We start from the raw sequence: 17,937 nt of genomic DNA, 5'->3' as shown, positions 1-17,937 counted from the left end.
ATTTAAAATAATTTAAACAACCTAGCCAAAAAGTTACTTCTTAAAGGTTAAGACTACTTGGCTCAATAAATTTACCCGCATCTTTAGCTGGCGCTAAACTGTATTCAGCCCTAGCAATGATATAATGTGCTCGTTTTATAAATGAGCTATTTTTAGCAAAATTCGTTTCTGTCATATACCGGCTAAGCTTGTTAGCAATGGTTGTAACATTTATCGTTTCATTATCACAATCTTTAATTAATTGTTTTGCTATATCTAAATGGTGACGAGGTGTAAAGATTGATTTCCAGCCCGTCGTATAAGTTAATAAAATTTCCTTAATTTCTTCTTTAGAAATCACGCTGTCTTTAGTAAATGTATCATATTTTTTACCAGCAAAAGTGCCTAAAAAAGTTAGACTGGTATTCCAGTGGCCATTGCCCCAATTATTTAAAGTAAAGGCTGCACCAGCCGGAATATTCTGATAGCTACCCCTTTCAGAATAAGTGCGCACACCCAATTTAATATTAAAAATATGAGCTAACTCGTCTAAATCCTGATGAGTACCCCAGCGACTCTCGACGGTTACATCTCTGAGTGCTGCTACAATACAAGAGGAATCGTTAACTTCACCAGCTTGATTATAAACGTCATCGTTAAAGGCTTTAAAAATGATTTCACTAGCATAATGATCAAAATGCTTTAACATATACTTGTTTCTAGCTGTGGTATAAGCTTCATCTGCCCTCTTTGATGGATACCACTCTGTTAAACGTTTCATGATAGATTTAATTTCATTTGCTGCCTTTTCAGCATACGCACGCGCTGCAGGAAAATTTATTAAACCAATAAATTGGGCTGATTGAAAATCATTTTTGGCAAAACAACGCACTAACTCGTTAAAATCAAAGAAAGCCGTAGGCCCTACTCCGTTATCAAAATTTAAGCCACCTGCCCTTAAATCTGATGTTCGGTGATGATAAATAATATGCCGAAAGCAGCGTTGCATTTTGTCTAATAATTGAAATGATTGCTTGTTATAATTAAATTTTTTTATCTCGTCTAAACTGATATTAAGTTCATCTACAGAAGAAAGCCCTAAGGCTGCCACACTTAAATTTTGGAAGGTTTCAAATATGGCACTCCGCCCTCTTGGATCACGAGCACATTGATGCTTAATCATATCCATTAAGCCAATTGAAAATGAAAAAAATGCACACTTTCCTCGGCCAGGATTATCTATCACTCTTGTAACCATATAAGACGCCAAGCTCATTTAAAAAACACTATTATACACCACAAACCTGACTAATCACGCCTAGCTAGGTAAATTAGATGAAAAAATTCCTGCTTTTCGTTATTCTTTCACTAACACTTTCATTAAAATATTCTCCCTAATTATGTCTAAAAAGAATCAACCTGCTTACCTTTTTCCCTCCTCTAAACCTTTTAATGAAGGTTACCTAAGAGTCAGTTCACTGCATCAAGTTTGGTATGCCCAATATGGTAATCCGCAAGGCATACCTGTGATTGTGTTACATGGCGGGCCGGGTGCCGGATGCAATGATAATGAAATGCGCTTCTTTGATCAGACGTTTTGGCACGTTATTTTACTTGATCAACGCGCTACAAAACGCTCTACTCCTTTTGCTGAAATGAAGGAAAATAATACGCAGGCGTTAATTGCTGACCTGGAAAAATTAAGAGAGCATCTTGATATTAAAAAATGGCTGGTGTTTGGTGGCTCTTGGGGCAGTACGTTGGCTTTAACTTACGGACAAGCTCATCCTAATAAAGTCATTGGTTTTATTTTAAGAGGGATTTTTTTAGCAAGGGCACAAGAAGATAAACAATTATGGTACGGCATGAAAGACATCTTTCCAGATAGTTGGCAAGAGTTTAATGATTTTATTATGCCTGCTAATCAAAACGATTTAAAAGCAGCCTATCATGATTTGGTTATGCATCCTAAGGCTGATATTGCCCTACCGGCCGCTCGGGCCTTTATGAAATATGATTTAAGCTGTTCTTTTCTCAAAACAAATAAAGCCCAGCTAGACAACCTTTTGACGAATGATAAACTAATTTTAGGCGTTGCAAGAACATTTATTCATTACAGTGTTAATCAATTTTTCTTAAAAGAAAATCAAATTTTAAATAATATAGATAAAATTAATCACTTGCCTTTAATCATTGTACAGGGTCGCTATGACATCATAACTCGCCCTCTCACAGCTTATGAATTGCATAAAGCCTGGCCAGGATCTAAATTAGTTTTCGCACAGGCTGCGGGCCACTCAGCTATGGAAGTGAATATTGCTAAACAATTAGTTAAAGCCACAGAACAAATGAAGAAATCGTTAAGAGTCAATAACGAGCTATTCGAATCGCCTGCAAATTGAACTTACTATATTAATCGTTCTTAACTATTATTTTACTTTTCTTAACATTAATGTAAAAAAATAGTTGACTCTGCGCTTTAAGAAACAGAAGATGCTATAGGATTAAAATGAAAATAGGAAGTTAATAATGAAAGAAGTACGAACAACGGAATTACCAAGAAAAAATCATCATTTTATGTTAAAATGCATGGCTGCATTAACTGGCGTGGCAGTCGCTTCAACTGTTGCTTTATTAGCATTTAGTGCAAAAAGCACGGCCCTTGCTGCCTCTACAACCTTAATGGCAGCTGCAGCTGTAGCCCCTGCCGCAGCGCCCCTTTTCCTACCTATTCTGCCCATTGCTGCAGTGATGCTAACTATAGGTGGTGTGTGCCTCCTCCCTTTTCTCTTTGGCAATTCATGCAGAAATCCCGGTTACAGGCCCTACGCAACTGCCTATGCCACTACGCCTAGTTATCAACCTACTTTTTATGGCCGTCCCCGCGCTGTATACACTAATGGAGTAGCCCCTGCGCCCTATGTAGGTCACCATCATAACCATCCTAATGCTTATTCTGGTCATCATCACCATGGACATGGTAATGGTATCCCACAGGTTGAAACTCATTCTGGTTCAAATTATCACAGTCATAGGTAATACGTAAGATTGGCATAAATAATGGATTAAACGCATCAGAATTTAATATATTCGATGCGTTTATAACAGAATAATTAATTAATCAAATTGACAATGGTATCCTTTGCATTTTGCAAAACTTTAAACGGTTGAAATTGATATCGATAAATGACTTATAGGCTAGTATTGAATCTATAAATAAAAAAGGTATGTTAGATGAACTAACATACCTTTTAGTCAGGGAGAAACCTAGAGAGATTTTAAGAATGTTATCACTGCATTACGTAGTTCAGGCGTAAGATTATTGTATGCTGTTCGACTTGCTGAGCCTTCTCCACCATGCCACATAATTGCTTCATGCAACGTACGGGCGCGACCATCGTGTAGATAAGCTTCACCATTACTCACACCTGCTGTCAGGCCAATATTCCATAGAGGTGCTGTCCGCCATTCTGATCCAGTTGCCTTATAGTCGCCGTAGTTATCAGCTAAATCAGGACCCATATCATGTATTAATAAATCCGTATAAGGGTGAATAACTTGGTTTCTTAACTCAGCATGAGGATGGTAAGGCGATGTAGTAAATGTTGAGACATGGCAAGCTTCGCAACCAATTTGCTTAAAGAGCTCTTTACCTTGCTTAACTACCGGTTTTTCTGAGTCACGTTGTGCTCTTACACCTAAGAGAACAATGTAATCGGTCAACTGATCAAGATATTGATCACTTAAAACCGCACCTGCAGGACCGCAGTTAGTTTGCTCGGCTCCACAATCTGGTGCCGGTGCTAATGATGTTGTGACACCCATATCATTACGTAAAGCTGATGCAATTTGCTGCCTAACACTCGCTTTACCTGCTTTCCAACCAAAACGCCCCATACGAGGTACACCTGTTTCTAAGTCAGGCACGATGTTAATGCGGCCAGCAACACCATTACCTTTGTTTGTGGCATTAGCTAATTCAACGATAGCAGACTCAGGAATAGCCTCCAGTAATCCCATACCCACTAATTGTGGTGTGATGCGTGCTGAGAAGCGTGCTGGTGCTGGTGAAAAACCTGAAAATTGGTAATTTGGCTTACGTAATCCTCCACTTTCAGTCCAGCTTTGAATAACCACATTGCCTTCAGGAGCGCCAACAGTTGAGCGCGGCTGTAGAACAGAACCTACCTTGGGATGTGGGTTGCCATTAGCGTCTGCCACTACAACCATATAGTTTGTCAACGTGGTACCTACGGCAGGTGGCAGGGCACGACCGTTATTCTGATGACAACCTATACAAGAGGAATTAATGTAATTAGTACCGATTTTATTTGCAAGCTCAGTGAAAACTGGATTACCAGCCTCAGAATGAGCACCAGTCTGCATATTAGTATGATGAACTCGACGGCCTAGGACAAAAGGCTGACCATTAATATTAGACGTATTAGTAGCCATCTGTTTAAAGAGCGAGGTAGGCTCTGCTGAGTATTGATGGTGAATTGTTGTTTTACCACCTAACCAAGCATCTACTGGAATAGGATAGGAATCTTCACGCTCAGTATTCGGATTACCAAACACACCGCGAGCTTCCCAAGGCACAATACCTTGACCAACTATGTATAAAAAGGCAGTCCCATAGTAGTTAGTTCGGCCACGTGGTGGATTACTAAGAAATGGACTAATTTCTATTTCCATGCGATCGCCATTTCTAATATTTCGACCTTCTTTGGCGTTAAAATTTACTGTTGTTGTATAATTTAATCTGTCGCTGGTTGTTGGTGTCAGTCTTGCATTATGAAAATATTCAGCAACGGTATTAATACCTCGATAAAAGGCTCGAAAATCGGGTGTGCTAAGCGGCCATAATGATTTTACATTCACTACGATTCTATTCCCACCTTTGGCTACTTCGTCGACAATTTCTACTTGGATAGTACGATATTCCCAATAAAAAGGTAGATAATGTTCGTAGGCATGAAATTCATCTTCACGAGCATGGCGATCGCGAACACGATCAGCAAAGCGTGTGATTAAAGCAACAGGCGTATTAACTACAGTCTCTGGCTCAAGAGGCGTGGTACTTGAATATAAAGGAATAAAATCATTGTCACCTGGATCAGGGGGATTTGAGCCGCCAGTGCCACCATATACTTTTAATTCCCAAATAGAATAACCCCACTGATTTCCTGCGCTGCGCTTAGTACCATAAACACGTACATAACGATAAGTACCTGACACACAAATAACATCCGTGCGATTACCAAATACGCCGTCTGTTCTTTTTGCTAAGGTTGTCCAATTATTTGCATCATTAGAACCTTGTACTTCATAAATTTCGGCATTAGCTGCTTCCCAATCAATGACCACACTGGTAAGCGTATACGATTTACCCAAATCAACTGCAATCCATGAGGGATCAACACCCACAGCTGAGCCCCACCGTGTACTTGCATCACCATCAACTGCATTTTTTGCTGGCATGCCTTCTGAACTAGCCCAGGCACGAGCATTTAACGCAAGATTTATATCAAGTGCATATAAGTTGAAGGTCATCAATGAAAATAAGGTGGCCAAAATCACCTGACGAGCGTATTTAAATTTTAACATGGATGATTTCCCTATCTCTTTAATTAATAGATTGAAGCCTATTAATACCAACATTCAACAATTAGAAACCTCTTAGCCTACTTGACTTTTTAGCCTTCCAATTTGTTACCGCTAATTAAGAATTTAGCTAAATATTAGGAAACAAAATATGTAGCCTTTGATCTAAATCGAAGCTAGCAAATTTTGTAATTTTTAATTTAATTACCTTATTAAAAACAATATGAAACAACCGAAAGTAATTTGCAATAGTTATTAGTTACTTTTAGTAACTATCCTTTTTTTTAGTATTTTAAAAATGCAGAAATACTTATTAATGATCGCGTCGTTAAAAATTTATATTTGCCTTTTTGTTTAAAAACTGCCAGTTGATTTAATCCATTTGCAAGTCTTTGCGAGCGAATCGAAGCAATCCAGTCCGGGTTTTGATCGACTCACTTGACTTGCTTGCTAAACCTTTGACTTCGTAAAGATTCGCAACGACTTAACTCTTCTAGCTTGGCTTACTGCGCAACAACAAGAAAGAAAAGCAAACCGCCTAGCGTGCCCTAACCTTTAATTCTTCCTAATACTCAGTACAATTTGACACTTACCCGCCCATTCAAATTTAAGTTAATGAAATGTCTTAACCTATATATTAAAATATTGATCAATATGTTCAATTTATATATAATATGTAAATCTTATTAAAGCGAAAGAATTTATGTATGAAAGGCCGTAGCGAGTCACCGAATCCCCAAGAATCTAGCCAAAATAGAAAAATAGAATTAAAAGACTTACCTGAGGAAATTTTTAAAACAATATTACATTTTCTTCCTTTTGAGACTTTAGCCACTGTCCGTGAGCTTTCTAAAACACATAAAAATGTCATCAATAGCTTGCTTACAAGTCCTAAGAATGTTGTTGCTATCGTAGGTGAACTGCCTTCTTTTAATGCAATGCTCTTCTTAAATTACTACACTCAAACAGAACAATATAAAAACTTGCTTACGAAGTTTGAGAAGGGAAACACACTTACAGCATCTGAAATTGTTTGCATTAGTTTAACAACGGATAACATTTATAAAATAGATTCTGAGAGATTACAGCGCGCCATCTCACAGTTAGAAAAGGAACTAAATCCCAATCTCTTAGAAAATTTAAAATTGATGAATAGCTTAATTAAATTAAATGAAATTCATGCAACAGGCGTTGATGCAAAAAAATATTACAGAGAAAAAGTAGAAAACCAATTTAAAGCTATTAAAAATCACGACTATATCAACTTACAAGGCGCAGACTTAAGTTCATTTAATTTTTCCAAATTGGCTGGAGCTAATTTTAATAAGGCTACTTTTAATCTTAAAGGAGCTGAATTTCCTCCATCTAGTATGATTTCACGCGATTCTTTTTTATCAGAAGATAAAATGCGGCGCGAACTTAATCAGTTAGCAGTACAAATCAAGCATAGGCCAACAGAAGAAAAAAGATTATTGCGTCTTGGTATCTTTAAGGACTTTAAACAACAAATAAGATTATTTTTTGACCAATCCATTGCTTCATCAGATACAGACACAGCAAAATATTTAATCTCATTAGTTGATATGTTAATAAAACATCCTATTAGTAATAAAACAGTTGATGATTGGCTGCAAGATACTCTATTTACTAGCCCAGTTGGACTGCTACAAAATTTCAAAAAGGAATTAGAGAAAATTCTTGTAGAACAGCCTCAGCATCATAGTAGTTTAGGCGCAGGCTCTTAACATATTAATTTACCCTATTTGATAACAATAAATTTGAGCACAAACAATCGCTAGTGCTCAAATTTTATTTGACATAATGCCTTAACTCAAGCAATGTAGGCCTAAATAATTTATACCATTCAATAGAATATTTGCATGCAGGAAAATAATATGCGCATATTAATTGTCGGAGCTACAGGAACCTTAGGACAAGCAGTCGTTAATGAGTTATATGAGTATCATGAACTCATTACCGCTGCCAGAAGCAATAGTGACATTCGAGTTGATATTACCAATTTTGAATCAATTAACGAGATGTATCAACAAGTCGGTAAAATTGACGCTGTCGTTTCAACGATAGGGAGCGTTCATTTCGCCCCTCTAGAAGATTTTACGCCTGAAAAATGGGCTTTAGGTTTAACTAACAAACTAATGGGCCAAATCAATTTAGTAACTAGCGGCATCAAGTATCTTACCGATGGCGGCTCATTTACTTTAACAAGTGGCATTTTAAATCGTGATCCAATTAGATGTGGTGTATCAGCGTCATTGGTAAATGGGGCAGTAGATAGTTTTGTCAAAGCAGCAGCGATTGAATTACCTAGAGGACTACGTATTAATGCTGTAAGCCCTACCGTATTAGAAGAATCAGGTGATAGCTATGGCGAATTTTTCCGAGGCTTTATCCCAGTTCCAGCAGCAAAGGTAGCAAAAGCATTTGCAAAAAGCATAGAGGGCGCTCAAACTGGGCAAGTCTATTGCGTTGACTGCTAATCAGCAAATAACAGTAACATGAGTAAAACTTAGGATACGGCCCTTGGGGCCTACTCCCAGGCTACATTTACTTAGTATAAAATAAATTACAAGCGAAATACCGCAGCGTGTCTGTGGTATCCAATGAAGTGGCACTAAGGCTATGGATACCGTAGACACGCCAAGGTATTTCGAACTGGATAGATAAAGCAAGTAGATGCTGTCTTAAAAAACAAAAAACCTGTTAATGAAATTTGCTTGCTCTTAAAGACAGTATCTACGTATATGATGTTCAATACTAAAGTGAGCATTTTCTATCCTTATAACCTTAAAAAAACCAAAACAAAACCTTTAGTTAATATAAATTATATTCAATTATTAATAGGTGGAACAATATATCTATGTTTTGATCTTTATGATTAAAATAAATATTCAAAGTATTCAAATATTTCTAACTGATTAATAATTGATTAATTACTTTTTGTTCGCTAGAATAGCTGACTGTTGTATTAAAATTAATATTAATAAAAACCCTAGCTTAATTTAGCTTCTTTATTTCCAAGATAAAACCAGTCTAAAATCACCCACGTTTAAATTTCATGGATGCTGATTAAACAGCCGTGTTAGTAGTGCTGACGTAAAGTGCCTAAGTTATGCAAGTGGTTGGCTGTTTGGAGTTGTTATGGCTACTGGTGTTCAAGAAACAAAAGCACTTTTACTGAAAGACAAAGAAAAGAATCAGGGAGAATCTTGTCAATTTATTATCGCAACGGCTTCAGGGATTAATAGCTTTTTGCGTGGAGCAAGTTCTTATGCAGCAACGTTTAGTCGCATTGCTATCACGTGGGATAAAGGACTTTGGTTAATTGCACCGATTGGTTTTGGCGCCACTATTAGCCTCTCCAATGAAGCGGTCGCCAAACTAGCTAAACGTTATCCAGATAATAAATTTCTTAAAGCGCTTAACTCAGGAACTTTTTTTGCAGCTCAAGGTGCTGGTGGTTTCTTTGCTGATTTTGGTTTTGCCTGGAATATGATAAATACTTTAGGTGCTTATATTAGTGGCGTAGAGCTTGTCAAAACTGACGGTTATTACAATAAATTTATAGCACCATCAACCGCTGCCATACCTGCTATCATGGCAAGTAGACTCGCCTATATTCATAAACAAAATAAATTAATTGATCGCAGCTTCATGCGGCATGCTGCTCATTTAGCATTTGGCCTGAATGCGCCTGGCGGGTATTTGGGCATGCTAGAGCAACAAGCTTTTGTTGATCCAGAATCCTTTACGCCTACTGCGGTTATTTTAGCTTCAGGCACCTTGGCTTTACTAAGCTCTTTATTAAAAGAAACCCACCCAAAGATAAGTCGAGTTCTTTTACTTATTGTTAATCTCTTAGCTGAAAATCCGTCCTTAGCAGCTACGCTATTTCATTTCCCCAATGACATTTATGCGGCTGAAAATAATGATGAAATCAGCGAGCCTTTCTTTTTTACGACAGTTGGTGTTAGTGGCGCATTCTTACTTTTATTAACAACCCTTTCAGTGTATTCATTTCTTTACCCTGAAACGCCGCAAGAAAGCGCAGCTTTTAGCATTAATACTGATATTGAATCGATTTATCCTGCTGATACGGAAAATAATGATTTGCATAGCGATGACGATGATGTAATTCCTCAACCACGAATCTTTAAATTTGAAGACATTAACGATTTACTGGGCGGCAATGACAATGATAGTCAAACAACTACAACCAAACTACCTGATGTTGATAGCCCACGCGTTGAAGAGGTAATTGATAATGCAACCGTAATAGATATTTCTGCGCTAAATGCTACTACATCTAATACACGTGCAATTCCTTCTCCTGTAACCACTCTAAAAAGCATAGGTACCTTTCCCTCGCCTAAGAAGCAAGCTGGCTCTGTGCAAAATGAAAATAATTTTATCCACAATATCTAAAACAAAGAGGAAAAAAAATGAAAAAACTTCTAGGCATTTTATTGTTTCTAACCAGTAGCATGGCGTTAGCACTTAATAGCGGTTTGTTATTTTTGCAAAGTGCCACCCAAGGTGAACTCATTAAAAACAAAGACAAGAATTACAGCTTAACCCTACGTGATGTGCCTGCTTATGTGGGCTATTTTACCGACAGACCTAAAAGACAAGCCGGTACATTGCCTTTAACTCAATTTATTGAATTATGGAGTGATAAAAATTTAAAAAATAATTTTTCTGCTGTACCACCAAATGCCGCTATCGCGATGATTGCAACATCAGGTAAGCCGCAAAATTTTATTGCTATAATCTCTAACCCTCATTACATTGAAAAGGGTACCGTCACCTATCAATTAAACATTTTGAGTAAAAAATCTATCCTGACAGGCAGTATGGAACACATTAATTTGTTCTTTGATGAAATCCATTGGAATCCAGGCGGATTTTAAAACTCGTGTTAAATCTTCTGGTGCAATATGCAATAGCGTTCTTGCACCAGGCACTCGCGAATCATGCATTTACCCTTTTAAGCTTTTGCTCATTTTTACAAATCTCACTTCTATACCATTGGGTAATGTGATAAATATATCTTTAACCCATTGATAACCTGCAGCACGATATAATTTAACACCGGGCAATGTGGCCATCATTTCAAAGCTCATAAAGCTTTGTTGCGTCGCTTCATATTCACAATGTTGTAAAAGTATGCTTCCTAAACCTTGCCTGGCAAACTGGGGATGAATAAAAAAAGCCCTTATCTTAGCAGCCTCTTGCAAAGGATTAAGATAAGCTGCATCTTCTCGAGCTTTGAATTGATTACCGCCAAATAATGTTTTTCGCTTACTCCAACCGCCACAACCAACAAGTTGATTATCTTTTTCAAGCACGTAATACGTTTGATCAAGCACTAATTCGGTATCAACACCGAAAACATATTCAATGGCACTGTTAATTTCTTCTACTGAATAATCTTTACGACTTAACTCACGAGCTGATAATTGAATTAAGTGATTTAACGAATTTAAATCATTAAACTGGGCTAATCTTATGTTAATCATATTGCTCTTTTCATAGAAAATGGAGATAGCAAATTAACATAAAATTTAAAGAAAAAAATTTCTTATTTTGTTATTAATAATTACCTTTTATAATCTTTTTTTTATTTAAAAGGTAATTTATGAAAAAAGAACTTGCTAATTTAGAAAAATATAAAAAAGAAAGTGGTGATGAGTTTTTAGATAAAACGGATAGAAAAATTCTTAATATTCTGCAAAACAATAATCAAATAACTAATCTTGCTTTAGCGGATTTAGTTGGTATCTCACCACCGCCTTGCTTTCGTCGTGTAAAGCGTTTGCGTGAAGAAGGCATTATTGCGAGTGATGTCTCTTTAGTCGATCCTTTTAAAGTTGGAAGGCCATTAATCGTTTTTGTGAATATTACCTTAGAAAAACAACGCGAAGATTTACTCAATCATTTTGAACGCAAAATGATTATGGAGCCGGAAATTATGCAATGCTATTTTGTCTCTGGTGAGACCGATTATTTATTAGTCATTCATGTTAAAGACATGAATCATTACAATGAATTTGCTAGACGAGTTTTTGCTAATGAGCCTAACATCAAACAATTTAGAAGTAGCTTTTGTTTAAATCGCACTAAATATAATACGCAAGTGGTATTATCAGAAGAGTAATAAGCGCCTACCTTCAAACATTAAAGCAAGCAACCTATGAAAGGTTGCTTACGAGGCATCAACTTCTTATTGCTGCTAAGGGCGATAAGGGTTATAAGTTGACGAGGGTTGATTAGGCTGTTGAGCAGGTGGTTGTGCCCCTTGATTAAAAAATGTATTAGGATAACCGCCGTAATTGTTAGAAATCTGAGGAGGTTGCTGTGATGGCATCGGAAGTTGTCCAGGCATCGATGATTGCTGCATTGGAGGACGCTGCGGTTGACTTGCAACAGGTTGATTAAAACTGTTGAACTGAGAAGGTGTCGGTTGTTGCCCCGGGTAAAATGGCGGTTGCCCTTGTCCTTGATAAGCTGGTGGTTGCTGCCCTTGATAAACCGGTGGCTGTTGTGGCGGTTGTGCAGAATAGCCTTGATTAGGTGTATTAGAAGACGGATTAAGTATATGATGAGCTAATAGGTCTTCTCTTTCAAATTGTTGTCTTAAATGACCGTATTTTTGAGCATTTGGATTAGTTTGGAAATAATGTCGATATTCTTCAATCGTTATATTACGACCATCAAATCATTCATGGTTTTTTTAGTAAACGGGACAGACTCATCCAATTTATCTAAATCATAAGGATTAATTGCCGCAACCAATTGGCATATTAACCAAAAACCGCGAGTAAACGGAAAGCCTGGGCCTTGATCTTTATAGACTTCATTACGCTCACTATTAAAATCATCTAGCTCCGCTGTAAACGGTGCATCTTCTTCAATGTCTTTCATCCAGTTAGCATCTTCGTCGTTGTCTGTACAACTAATGAATGTCAATGGATTCATTTTGGGATTAGGGCGTTTTAAAACCAGTTCTTTCACTTGCTCAACTGAGGCATCACTTGGCTCACCATCGGTGAAAGCATAATGCATCGTACTTCCTTGGCTCTGCCTAAATGCTTCAGAAAGGCGCGTATAAAGGAGTGTACCACCACTTGGCTTATTACTAAATAATTGGCTAATTTTTTGATGATATTCAGCAGCAAATTGCTCTGGCGTCTTACCAGCATGGCTTAACACAAGATTACTAGCGACATTATTTAAAAAAGATAATCTAATAGTATTAATCGGTAAGTAGGCTAACATATCTAGCATGATATGAATTCTATCTTCGGCTTCTTCCCAACGAGTTAATTTACCCTGCACTGCTGCACGTCGACCTTGCGGATCACGCATTTGTCTTACCGCAGGATGCGCTGCTGTCATGGGTAAGTCTGATGGTGTATTCATAGAGCCACTGTCATCAATGATGAAATTAAGTGAATACTCTGTTAATGCAAGTAGCTTATTAACAAGTCCAATTGGCACTTCATAGCGCGCAAAAACATTCGATAAGCCATCGAGTAAATCGCCACCGTCTAATTTTTGCTGGGTCTTAAATTGATTAAGGTAATCTTGATCTTGCATGATTTTTTTAAACTATTATCAACGTTTATTTTAGGAGTGAAGCTTAAGTAAAAGCTAGGTTTCAATCTTACTAACTTAGATTTAAGCAACTTTTTAAGTTGTTTGCGGTGGTAGCTAAAATAGGCTATTGCGATTTTATATTGTATATTCTTTTAAAGGATAATTTAGGAATAATAAAGTAGGAATGATACAGGATGAATTATACCCTATACACTGACGCCCTATCACGACTTGACAAAGCCGCTACGTTTACCCACATTAGCCCCGAGGTCATTGAAAAACTTAAGCATGCTAAAGCATGCCTTGAAGTGTCTATACCTGTACGCATGGACGATGGACGGCTAAAAATATTTACCGGCTACCGTGTGCATCATAATGATATACGTGGCCCAACTAAAGGCGGTATTCGTTTTCATCCTAAAGTTAACTTAAATGAAATAAAAACCTTGGCGTTTTGGATGACCATCAAATGCGCCGTCATGGGCCTGCCATTTGGTGGGGCTAAAGGTGGTGTTATCGTTAATCCTAAACAATTATCACGCTTAGAATTAGAGCGATTAAGTCGCAGCTATATTACCTCGATAGCCGATTTTATCGGCCCTGATTTGGATATTCCCGCGCCCGATGTTTACACAAATGCTATGATTATGGGCTGGATGATGGATGAGTATTCTAAGATTGTCAGGCAAGCCACACCTGCAGTTATTACCGGAAAACCACTGCCTCTTGGTGGTAGCCGGGGTCGTGACGAGGCCACAGGTTTAGGCGCTTATTATTGCATTAAAGAATTAGAAAAAATTCAACAATGGCAGCCGCAAGACATGCGGGTAGCTATCCAAGGTTTTGGGAATGCTGGACAATCTGTGGCAAAATTTTTACATCAAGATGGCTATAAAATTGTGGCAGTCAGTGATTCTAAAGGTGCAATATACCGAGCACAAGGCTTTGATATTCCTAGTATCATTCACGCTAAAAATACCTTTAAACAAATTCGAGCAGTATACTGTGAAGATTCGATTTGCCAGATGGTTGCAGCAACTCACCTCACTAATAACGAGTTACTTGAGTTAGATGTCGATATTTTAATCCCAGCGGCACTTGAAAATCAGATTACCAAAGAAAACGCGACCAAAATAAAAGCACCTATTATTGTTGAAGTAGCTAATGGCCCTACTACTGTCGAGGCAGATTTAATTTTAAAGGAAAAAAACAGTTTAGTTGTGCCTGATATTTTAGCCAATGCCGGTGGCGTAACAGTGAGTTATTTTGAATGGGTGCAAAATAAAACAGGTTATTATTGGACAACCGAGGAAGTTTATCATCGTTTGCAGGCCACCATGTCAAAAGAATTTATGAGTGTTTATGATTTACAAAAAACCCATCAAGTAGACATGCGCACAGCTGCTTACATCCATGCCTTAAATAGACATGCAGAAGCCGTTATGGCCCAGGGTACTCATGATTATTTTGCCGAATCTTAAAATTAAACGTAATAAAAATTAAGCTATTTACATAAGTCACGAAACAAATTGTAACTCATTAGTTAAATGCAAATAAGCTTGTATATTAGATAAAATTGTCCAAAATATAATTATAATGTTCATTAATAAATTTATTATGGCAAGCCCTTCTGAACACATTGCAAAGCAAATAACCTTAGATAAAGCATCAACCTTGAGAAAACTATTAGAATCCGTAACTAATAATGCCCAAGTTTCTGCCCTTCTCCTTGGGGAAGCGCATGATACCAGCCCTACAACAGCTGCAATGCTCGCTAATATAGATGTATTATCTCAAAGTAAGCGACCCGTGGTTTTTGTGCTTGAAAGTTTTAAACAATACCATAACCCTAAATTACAAGCCGCTTTTAAAAAAGCGGAAAAAGGATCACCTAAGCCCTTAAAGGGTTTTAAACGTTCCGAAGAAGACAGTGATGTTGCACTGTTTACCTTTGTTTTAGCCGCAATTAACCATGGCATTCCCGTGCTTGGCGCAGAAAACATTGTCAGTAATCCATTTTCTGCACCCGATAAAAAATGGTCCGACTTAACTGCTAAAATTCGGGCCATGGAAGGTTTTAAGAAAAGCCCTGATCGCATTACTAAGCCTAATGAAGTCTTTTCAAGCCTAATTAATGAACAATGTGAAGAAGGTGCTTTTTGTATTTTTATTGGCGGTGCTGCTCACCCCCCACAACTTGTAGAGAGCAATGGCCAAATCTTTGACATTGGTATGCAAGCTCGGGTGCCTAATAGTGTGTCGGTTTATTTACTACGTGATGACGAACCTGACTGCAAAAAAGATGCGCCTTATTTCAGTACTGAGAGGCAGCTTGGTGGAAATTACGATTTCTTAGTGACTACTAATAAGTCAGCACTATATAAAGACAGTTTTGATAGCCAAAATCAAATGATAGACAAAGTAAATTTATTAGTCTCCTTTATTGATGATTTACTTAAAGGTTACTCCCAATTTCACAAACCTACTCTTGGAGTTTTTCTGCAGCAAGAAATAGCCGCTGTTTTGTCATCGTTTCAACAATCAGTAAAGTCTGAAATAAAATTTACTGAACTTAATAAATTAACTACTAACTTAATCGCAGCAACCGCAAAAAAAGGAGAAGGCAGTAAATTCTCTTTCTTTAAGAAAGAGAGTTATTCAAGCCATAATTTAGCGGAAGCAATCCATCGTGACTTAGCCGACATGACCAAGCAAGAAACTACTAAACAGATAGATATTTAACTTAATCATTGCCTTTATATAGCACTCAGCTGGTTTTTGTAGGCAAGGCTAAGGCAAAATCCTCTTGCTTACTACCCTCTATTTTTTCATTTTTTAAACTAACTTTAACAATAACTTCCTTAGGTTTTTCTTGAAAGCAGAGATTTAAATAGGCAGGGTTACAAAGTGACACTTGATGAACATTATCAATAGAGCTGTCATCTCTAGCTAACAATTTATTATTAGTCGCATCAAAAATTTCTAGTACTAGATGACTTAATTTCCATAGACGCCCTTTCTTATTAAAACCAACACGACGCTCATGCACTAAGGTAATTTTATCTTGATACCGCATTTTTATGCGATAAAGAGCCACCGGTTTTTTAGCAGTTAAATTATCTTCAATAATAAATTTCCTTTGATAAAATGCGGTTTGCAGATTCATATAACCCCAACCATACGTAGGATTCCATTCTGAACCTACGACTTTATGATGCCCACCAAGGTATTTAAAATTAGGATCATCTGGGCCCGGTTTATTGCTATCAGTCCAGGTGTCTGCACTATTAATTAATAACGCTTTAATCGCCATAGGATTATGAATACCTGCATCTCGCAAAAGAAGTACCGCGCCGCCCACATGGGGTGCTGCAGAGCTCGTTCCGCCCATAAAGCGATAACCATCCTTGTATTTCATAATAGCCGGATAATTGAGTTGATATTTATCAGGGTTAGGTGCACAGGTTAATGTTTCATTGCCGGGTGCCGCAATATCTGGTTTTTTTCGCCCTATTCGGGTAGGGCCGCGACTACTTGTGTAATAAATAGCATGACTTAGCCTATCAAATTTTCGCGAGCTTACTTCATCATTGACATACATATTCATATTAGCCACCGTCAAGGCGTTGTAGCTTTCGGCAGGAACCGTCATGGTGGAAACAAAAGGCGCGTGTTTTTTTTGCTTAATGTAGCCGTTATTCCCTGCCGAAGTCACCCATAATATCTTATTGTGATTTACAATATAATCCACAATCTTACCTAAACCACTCCAATCAGGACATAAATGACAGGTCACATCACCATTACCAAAGCTGTAGTTAATCACGGAAGGTTTATACTGGGTAAATGATAAGAGCCAATTTAAGCTTGAATAAGTCAGCCAAAAATTGTATCTATGTGCGGTCCCTTCACCCGCTAACGTCGATAAGATAACAGGCGTTTTATAAGCCACCCCTCTTACATATTTTGATTTATCATGAGGAAAAGCAGCATAGATACAAGCTACACCTGTGCCATGCGCGGTACGAATCCCGAACGGGTAATCGATATAGTGAGAAGACGGGGTTTTATTAATAATAATTTTTTTTCCCAAAAACGCAGGATGATCAGGCGCAATACCTGAATCAATTAACCCTAATACACCGCTTTGGCCTTTAAATCCATGCTCCCACCATAAATCAATGCCAGGATAGCGAAAAGGCACTTTCACGGCCGGCGCAGGACGAACAGACTGTGGGCTCACCTCTATTTTTTCACTAGCTGGCTTATTTAAAGCAATGTAACGAATATGGGGAGATGCAGTGATTTTTCTATAGATACGAGTTGTAGGCACAAATGTGACTATGGCGACAGGCATAAAATCTAAACGACTAAGTGAAATTGTTAAATCACCCTGCAAAGACTTAATAAACTCATCCCTCTTATCTATTGAGTTAAAAAAAATAATAAGTGATTGAAATGGGTCTTTTTGGCCTGAATGGGTCAATTGCATGGCACGTAATACATCATCATCGATGAATGGCTTTGCATTTAACGCAACACTAAAAATACACAGCATAAAGATAACTAATTTCTTAACCACTTAAGTCCACTTCCTTTCAATTAGAGGCATAGAATTAATAAAAGAGGGGTATTATGCCACTCGTTTCATAAAGATGACATCAATTAAGTTCTAACAGGCCATGATGAAATAAAATTTATTAACCTGCCAGCAAATACTGAAAAACTCTAGTAATA

The 17,937-nt window shown here is 37.6% G+C and carries 15 protein-coding genes; 9 read left to right on the top strand and 6 right to left on the bottom strand.

Annotated elements, in window-relative coordinates; all coding sequences use genetic code 11:
* Positions 1 to 40: 40 nt before the first annotated feature.
* Positions 41 to 1,237 carry a hypothetical protein gene (locus tag DYE47_RS05520; protein WP_115302308.1) on the bottom strand — a complete coding sequence of 399 codons (1,197 nt, stop codon included), beginning with the start codon at positions 1,235 to 1,237 and terminating at the stop codon, positions 41 to 43.
* Between the two features lie 142 nt (positions 1,238 to 1,379).
* Here DYE47_RS05520 and pip point away from each other — a divergent pair, with 142 nt between their 5' ends.
* Positions 1,380 to 2,381, top strand: a complete 1,002-nt coding sequence (pip, locus tag DYE47_RS05515; protein ID WP_115302307.1) for a prolyl aminopeptidase — start codon at positions 1,380 to 1,382, stop codon at positions 2,379 to 2,381.
* Between the two features lie 127 nt (positions 2,382 to 2,508).
* Entirely contained in the window at positions 2,509 to 3,018 is a 510-nt protein-coding gene (locus tag DYE47_RS05510) for a hypothetical protein (protein ID WP_115302306.1), read from the top strand.
* A 228-nt stretch (positions 3,019 to 3,246) separates the two neighbouring features.
* On the opposite strand, the gene DYE47_RS05505 is transcribed toward DYE47_RS05510, so the two are convergent.
* Positions 3,247 to 5,586 carry a di-heme oxidoredictase family protein gene (locus tag DYE47_RS05505; protein WP_160149856.1) on the bottom strand — a complete coding sequence of 780 codons (2,340 nt, stop codon included), beginning with the start codon at positions 5,584 to 5,586 and terminating at the stop codon, positions 3,247 to 3,249.
* A gap of 704 nt (positions 5,587 to 6,290) precedes the next feature.
* On the opposite strand from DYE47_RS05505, the gene DYE47_RS05500 reads away from it, so the two are divergent.
* The 4 genes from DYE47_RS05500 (at position 6,291) to DYE47_RS05485 (ending at position 10,511) form a co-directional block, all read left to right on the top strand.
* Positions 6,291 to 7,328: an F-box protein gene (locus DYE47_RS05500; protein ID WP_115302304.1), complete on the top strand. Its 1,038-nt coding sequence runs from the start codon at positions 6,291 to 6,293 to the stop codon at positions 7,326 to 7,328.
* Positions 7,329 to 7,478: 150 nt separating this feature from the next.
* Positions 7,479 to 8,081, top strand: a complete 603-nt coding sequence (locus tag DYE47_RS05495; protein WP_115302303.1) for a short chain dehydrogenase — start codon at positions 7,479 to 7,481, stop codon at positions 8,079 to 8,081.
* A gap of 661 nt (positions 8,082 to 8,742) precedes the next feature.
* On the top strand, positions 8,743 to 10,026 hold the full coding sequence (locus DYE47_RS05490) for a hypothetical protein (RefSeq protein WP_115302302.1): 1,284 nt from the start codon (positions 8,743 to 8,745) through the stop codon (positions 10,024 to 10,026).
* A gap of 17 nt (positions 10,027 to 10,043) precedes the next feature.
* Positions 10,044 to 10,511 carry a hypothetical protein gene (locus DYE47_RS05485; RefSeq protein ID WP_115302301.1) on the top strand — a complete coding sequence of 156 codons (468 nt, stop codon included), beginning with the start codon at positions 10,044 to 10,046 and terminating at the stop codon, positions 10,509 to 10,511.
* Positions 10,512 to 10,580: 69 nt separating this feature from the next.
* Here DYE47_RS05485 and DYE47_RS05480 read toward each other — a convergent pair whose 3' ends face one another.
* Positions 10,581 to 11,120: a GNAT family N-acetyltransferase gene (locus DYE47_RS05480; RefSeq protein WP_115302300.1), complete on the bottom strand. Its 540-nt coding sequence runs from the start codon at positions 11,118 to 11,120 to the stop codon at positions 10,581 to 10,583.
* A gap of 119 nt (positions 11,121 to 11,239) precedes the next feature.
* Here DYE47_RS05480 and DYE47_RS05475 point away from each other — a divergent pair, with 119 nt between their 5' ends.
* Positions 11,240 to 11,758 carry an Lrp/AsnC family transcriptional regulator gene (locus DYE47_RS05475; RefSeq protein ID WP_115302299.1) on the top strand — a complete coding sequence of 173 codons (519 nt, stop codon included), beginning with the start codon at positions 11,240 to 11,242 and terminating at the stop codon, positions 11,756 to 11,758.
* A 75-nt stretch (positions 11,759 to 11,833) separates the two neighbouring features.
* On the opposite strand, the gene DYE47_RS16015 is transcribed toward DYE47_RS05475, so the two are convergent.
* On the bottom strand, positions 11,834 to 11,986 hold the full coding sequence (locus tag DYE47_RS16015; RefSeq protein WP_160149855.1) for a hypothetical protein: 153 nt from the start codon (positions 11,984 to 11,986) through the stop codon (positions 11,834 to 11,836).
* Between the two features lie 314 nt (positions 11,987 to 12,300).
* A complete protein-coding gene (locus tag DYE47_RS05470) occupies positions 12,301 to 13,200 on the bottom strand; it encodes a hypothetical protein (RefSeq protein WP_115302298.1) in 900 nt (299 codons plus the stop codon).
* A gap of 194 nt (positions 13,201 to 13,394) precedes the next feature.
* Here DYE47_RS05470 and DYE47_RS05465 point away from each other — a divergent pair, with 194 nt between their 5' ends.
* On the top strand, positions 13,395 to 14,681 hold the full coding sequence (locus DYE47_RS05465) for a Glu/Leu/Phe/Val family dehydrogenase (protein WP_115302297.1): 1,287 nt from the start codon (positions 13,395 to 13,397) through the stop codon (positions 14,679 to 14,681).
* Between the two features lie 115 nt (positions 14,682 to 14,796).
* Entirely contained in the window at positions 14,797 to 15,942 is a 1,146-nt protein-coding gene (locus DYE47_RS05460; protein ID WP_115302296.1) for a hypothetical protein, read from the top strand.
* 25 nt (positions 15,943 to 15,967) lie between these two features.
* Here the strand turns inward: DYE47_RS05460 and DYE47_RS05455 are convergent, their stop codons facing one another.
* Complete coding sequence (locus DYE47_RS05455; RefSeq protein ID WP_131750058.1) at positions 15,968 to 17,782, bottom strand: S8 family peptidase; 1,815 nt, start codon at positions 17,780 to 17,782, stop codon at positions 15,968 to 15,970.
* Between the last annotated feature and the right edge of the window lie 155 nt (positions 17,783 to 17,937).

Source organism: Legionella beliardensis, assembly GCF_900452395.1.
In the GTDB taxonomy this organism is placed as follows: Bacteria; Pseudomonadota; Gammaproteobacteria; order Legionellales; family Legionellaceae; genus Legionella_C; species Legionella_C beliardensis.
Note: the sequence above shows the minus strand (reverse complement) of the source record. Positions and strands in the feature narration are given on the sequence as shown.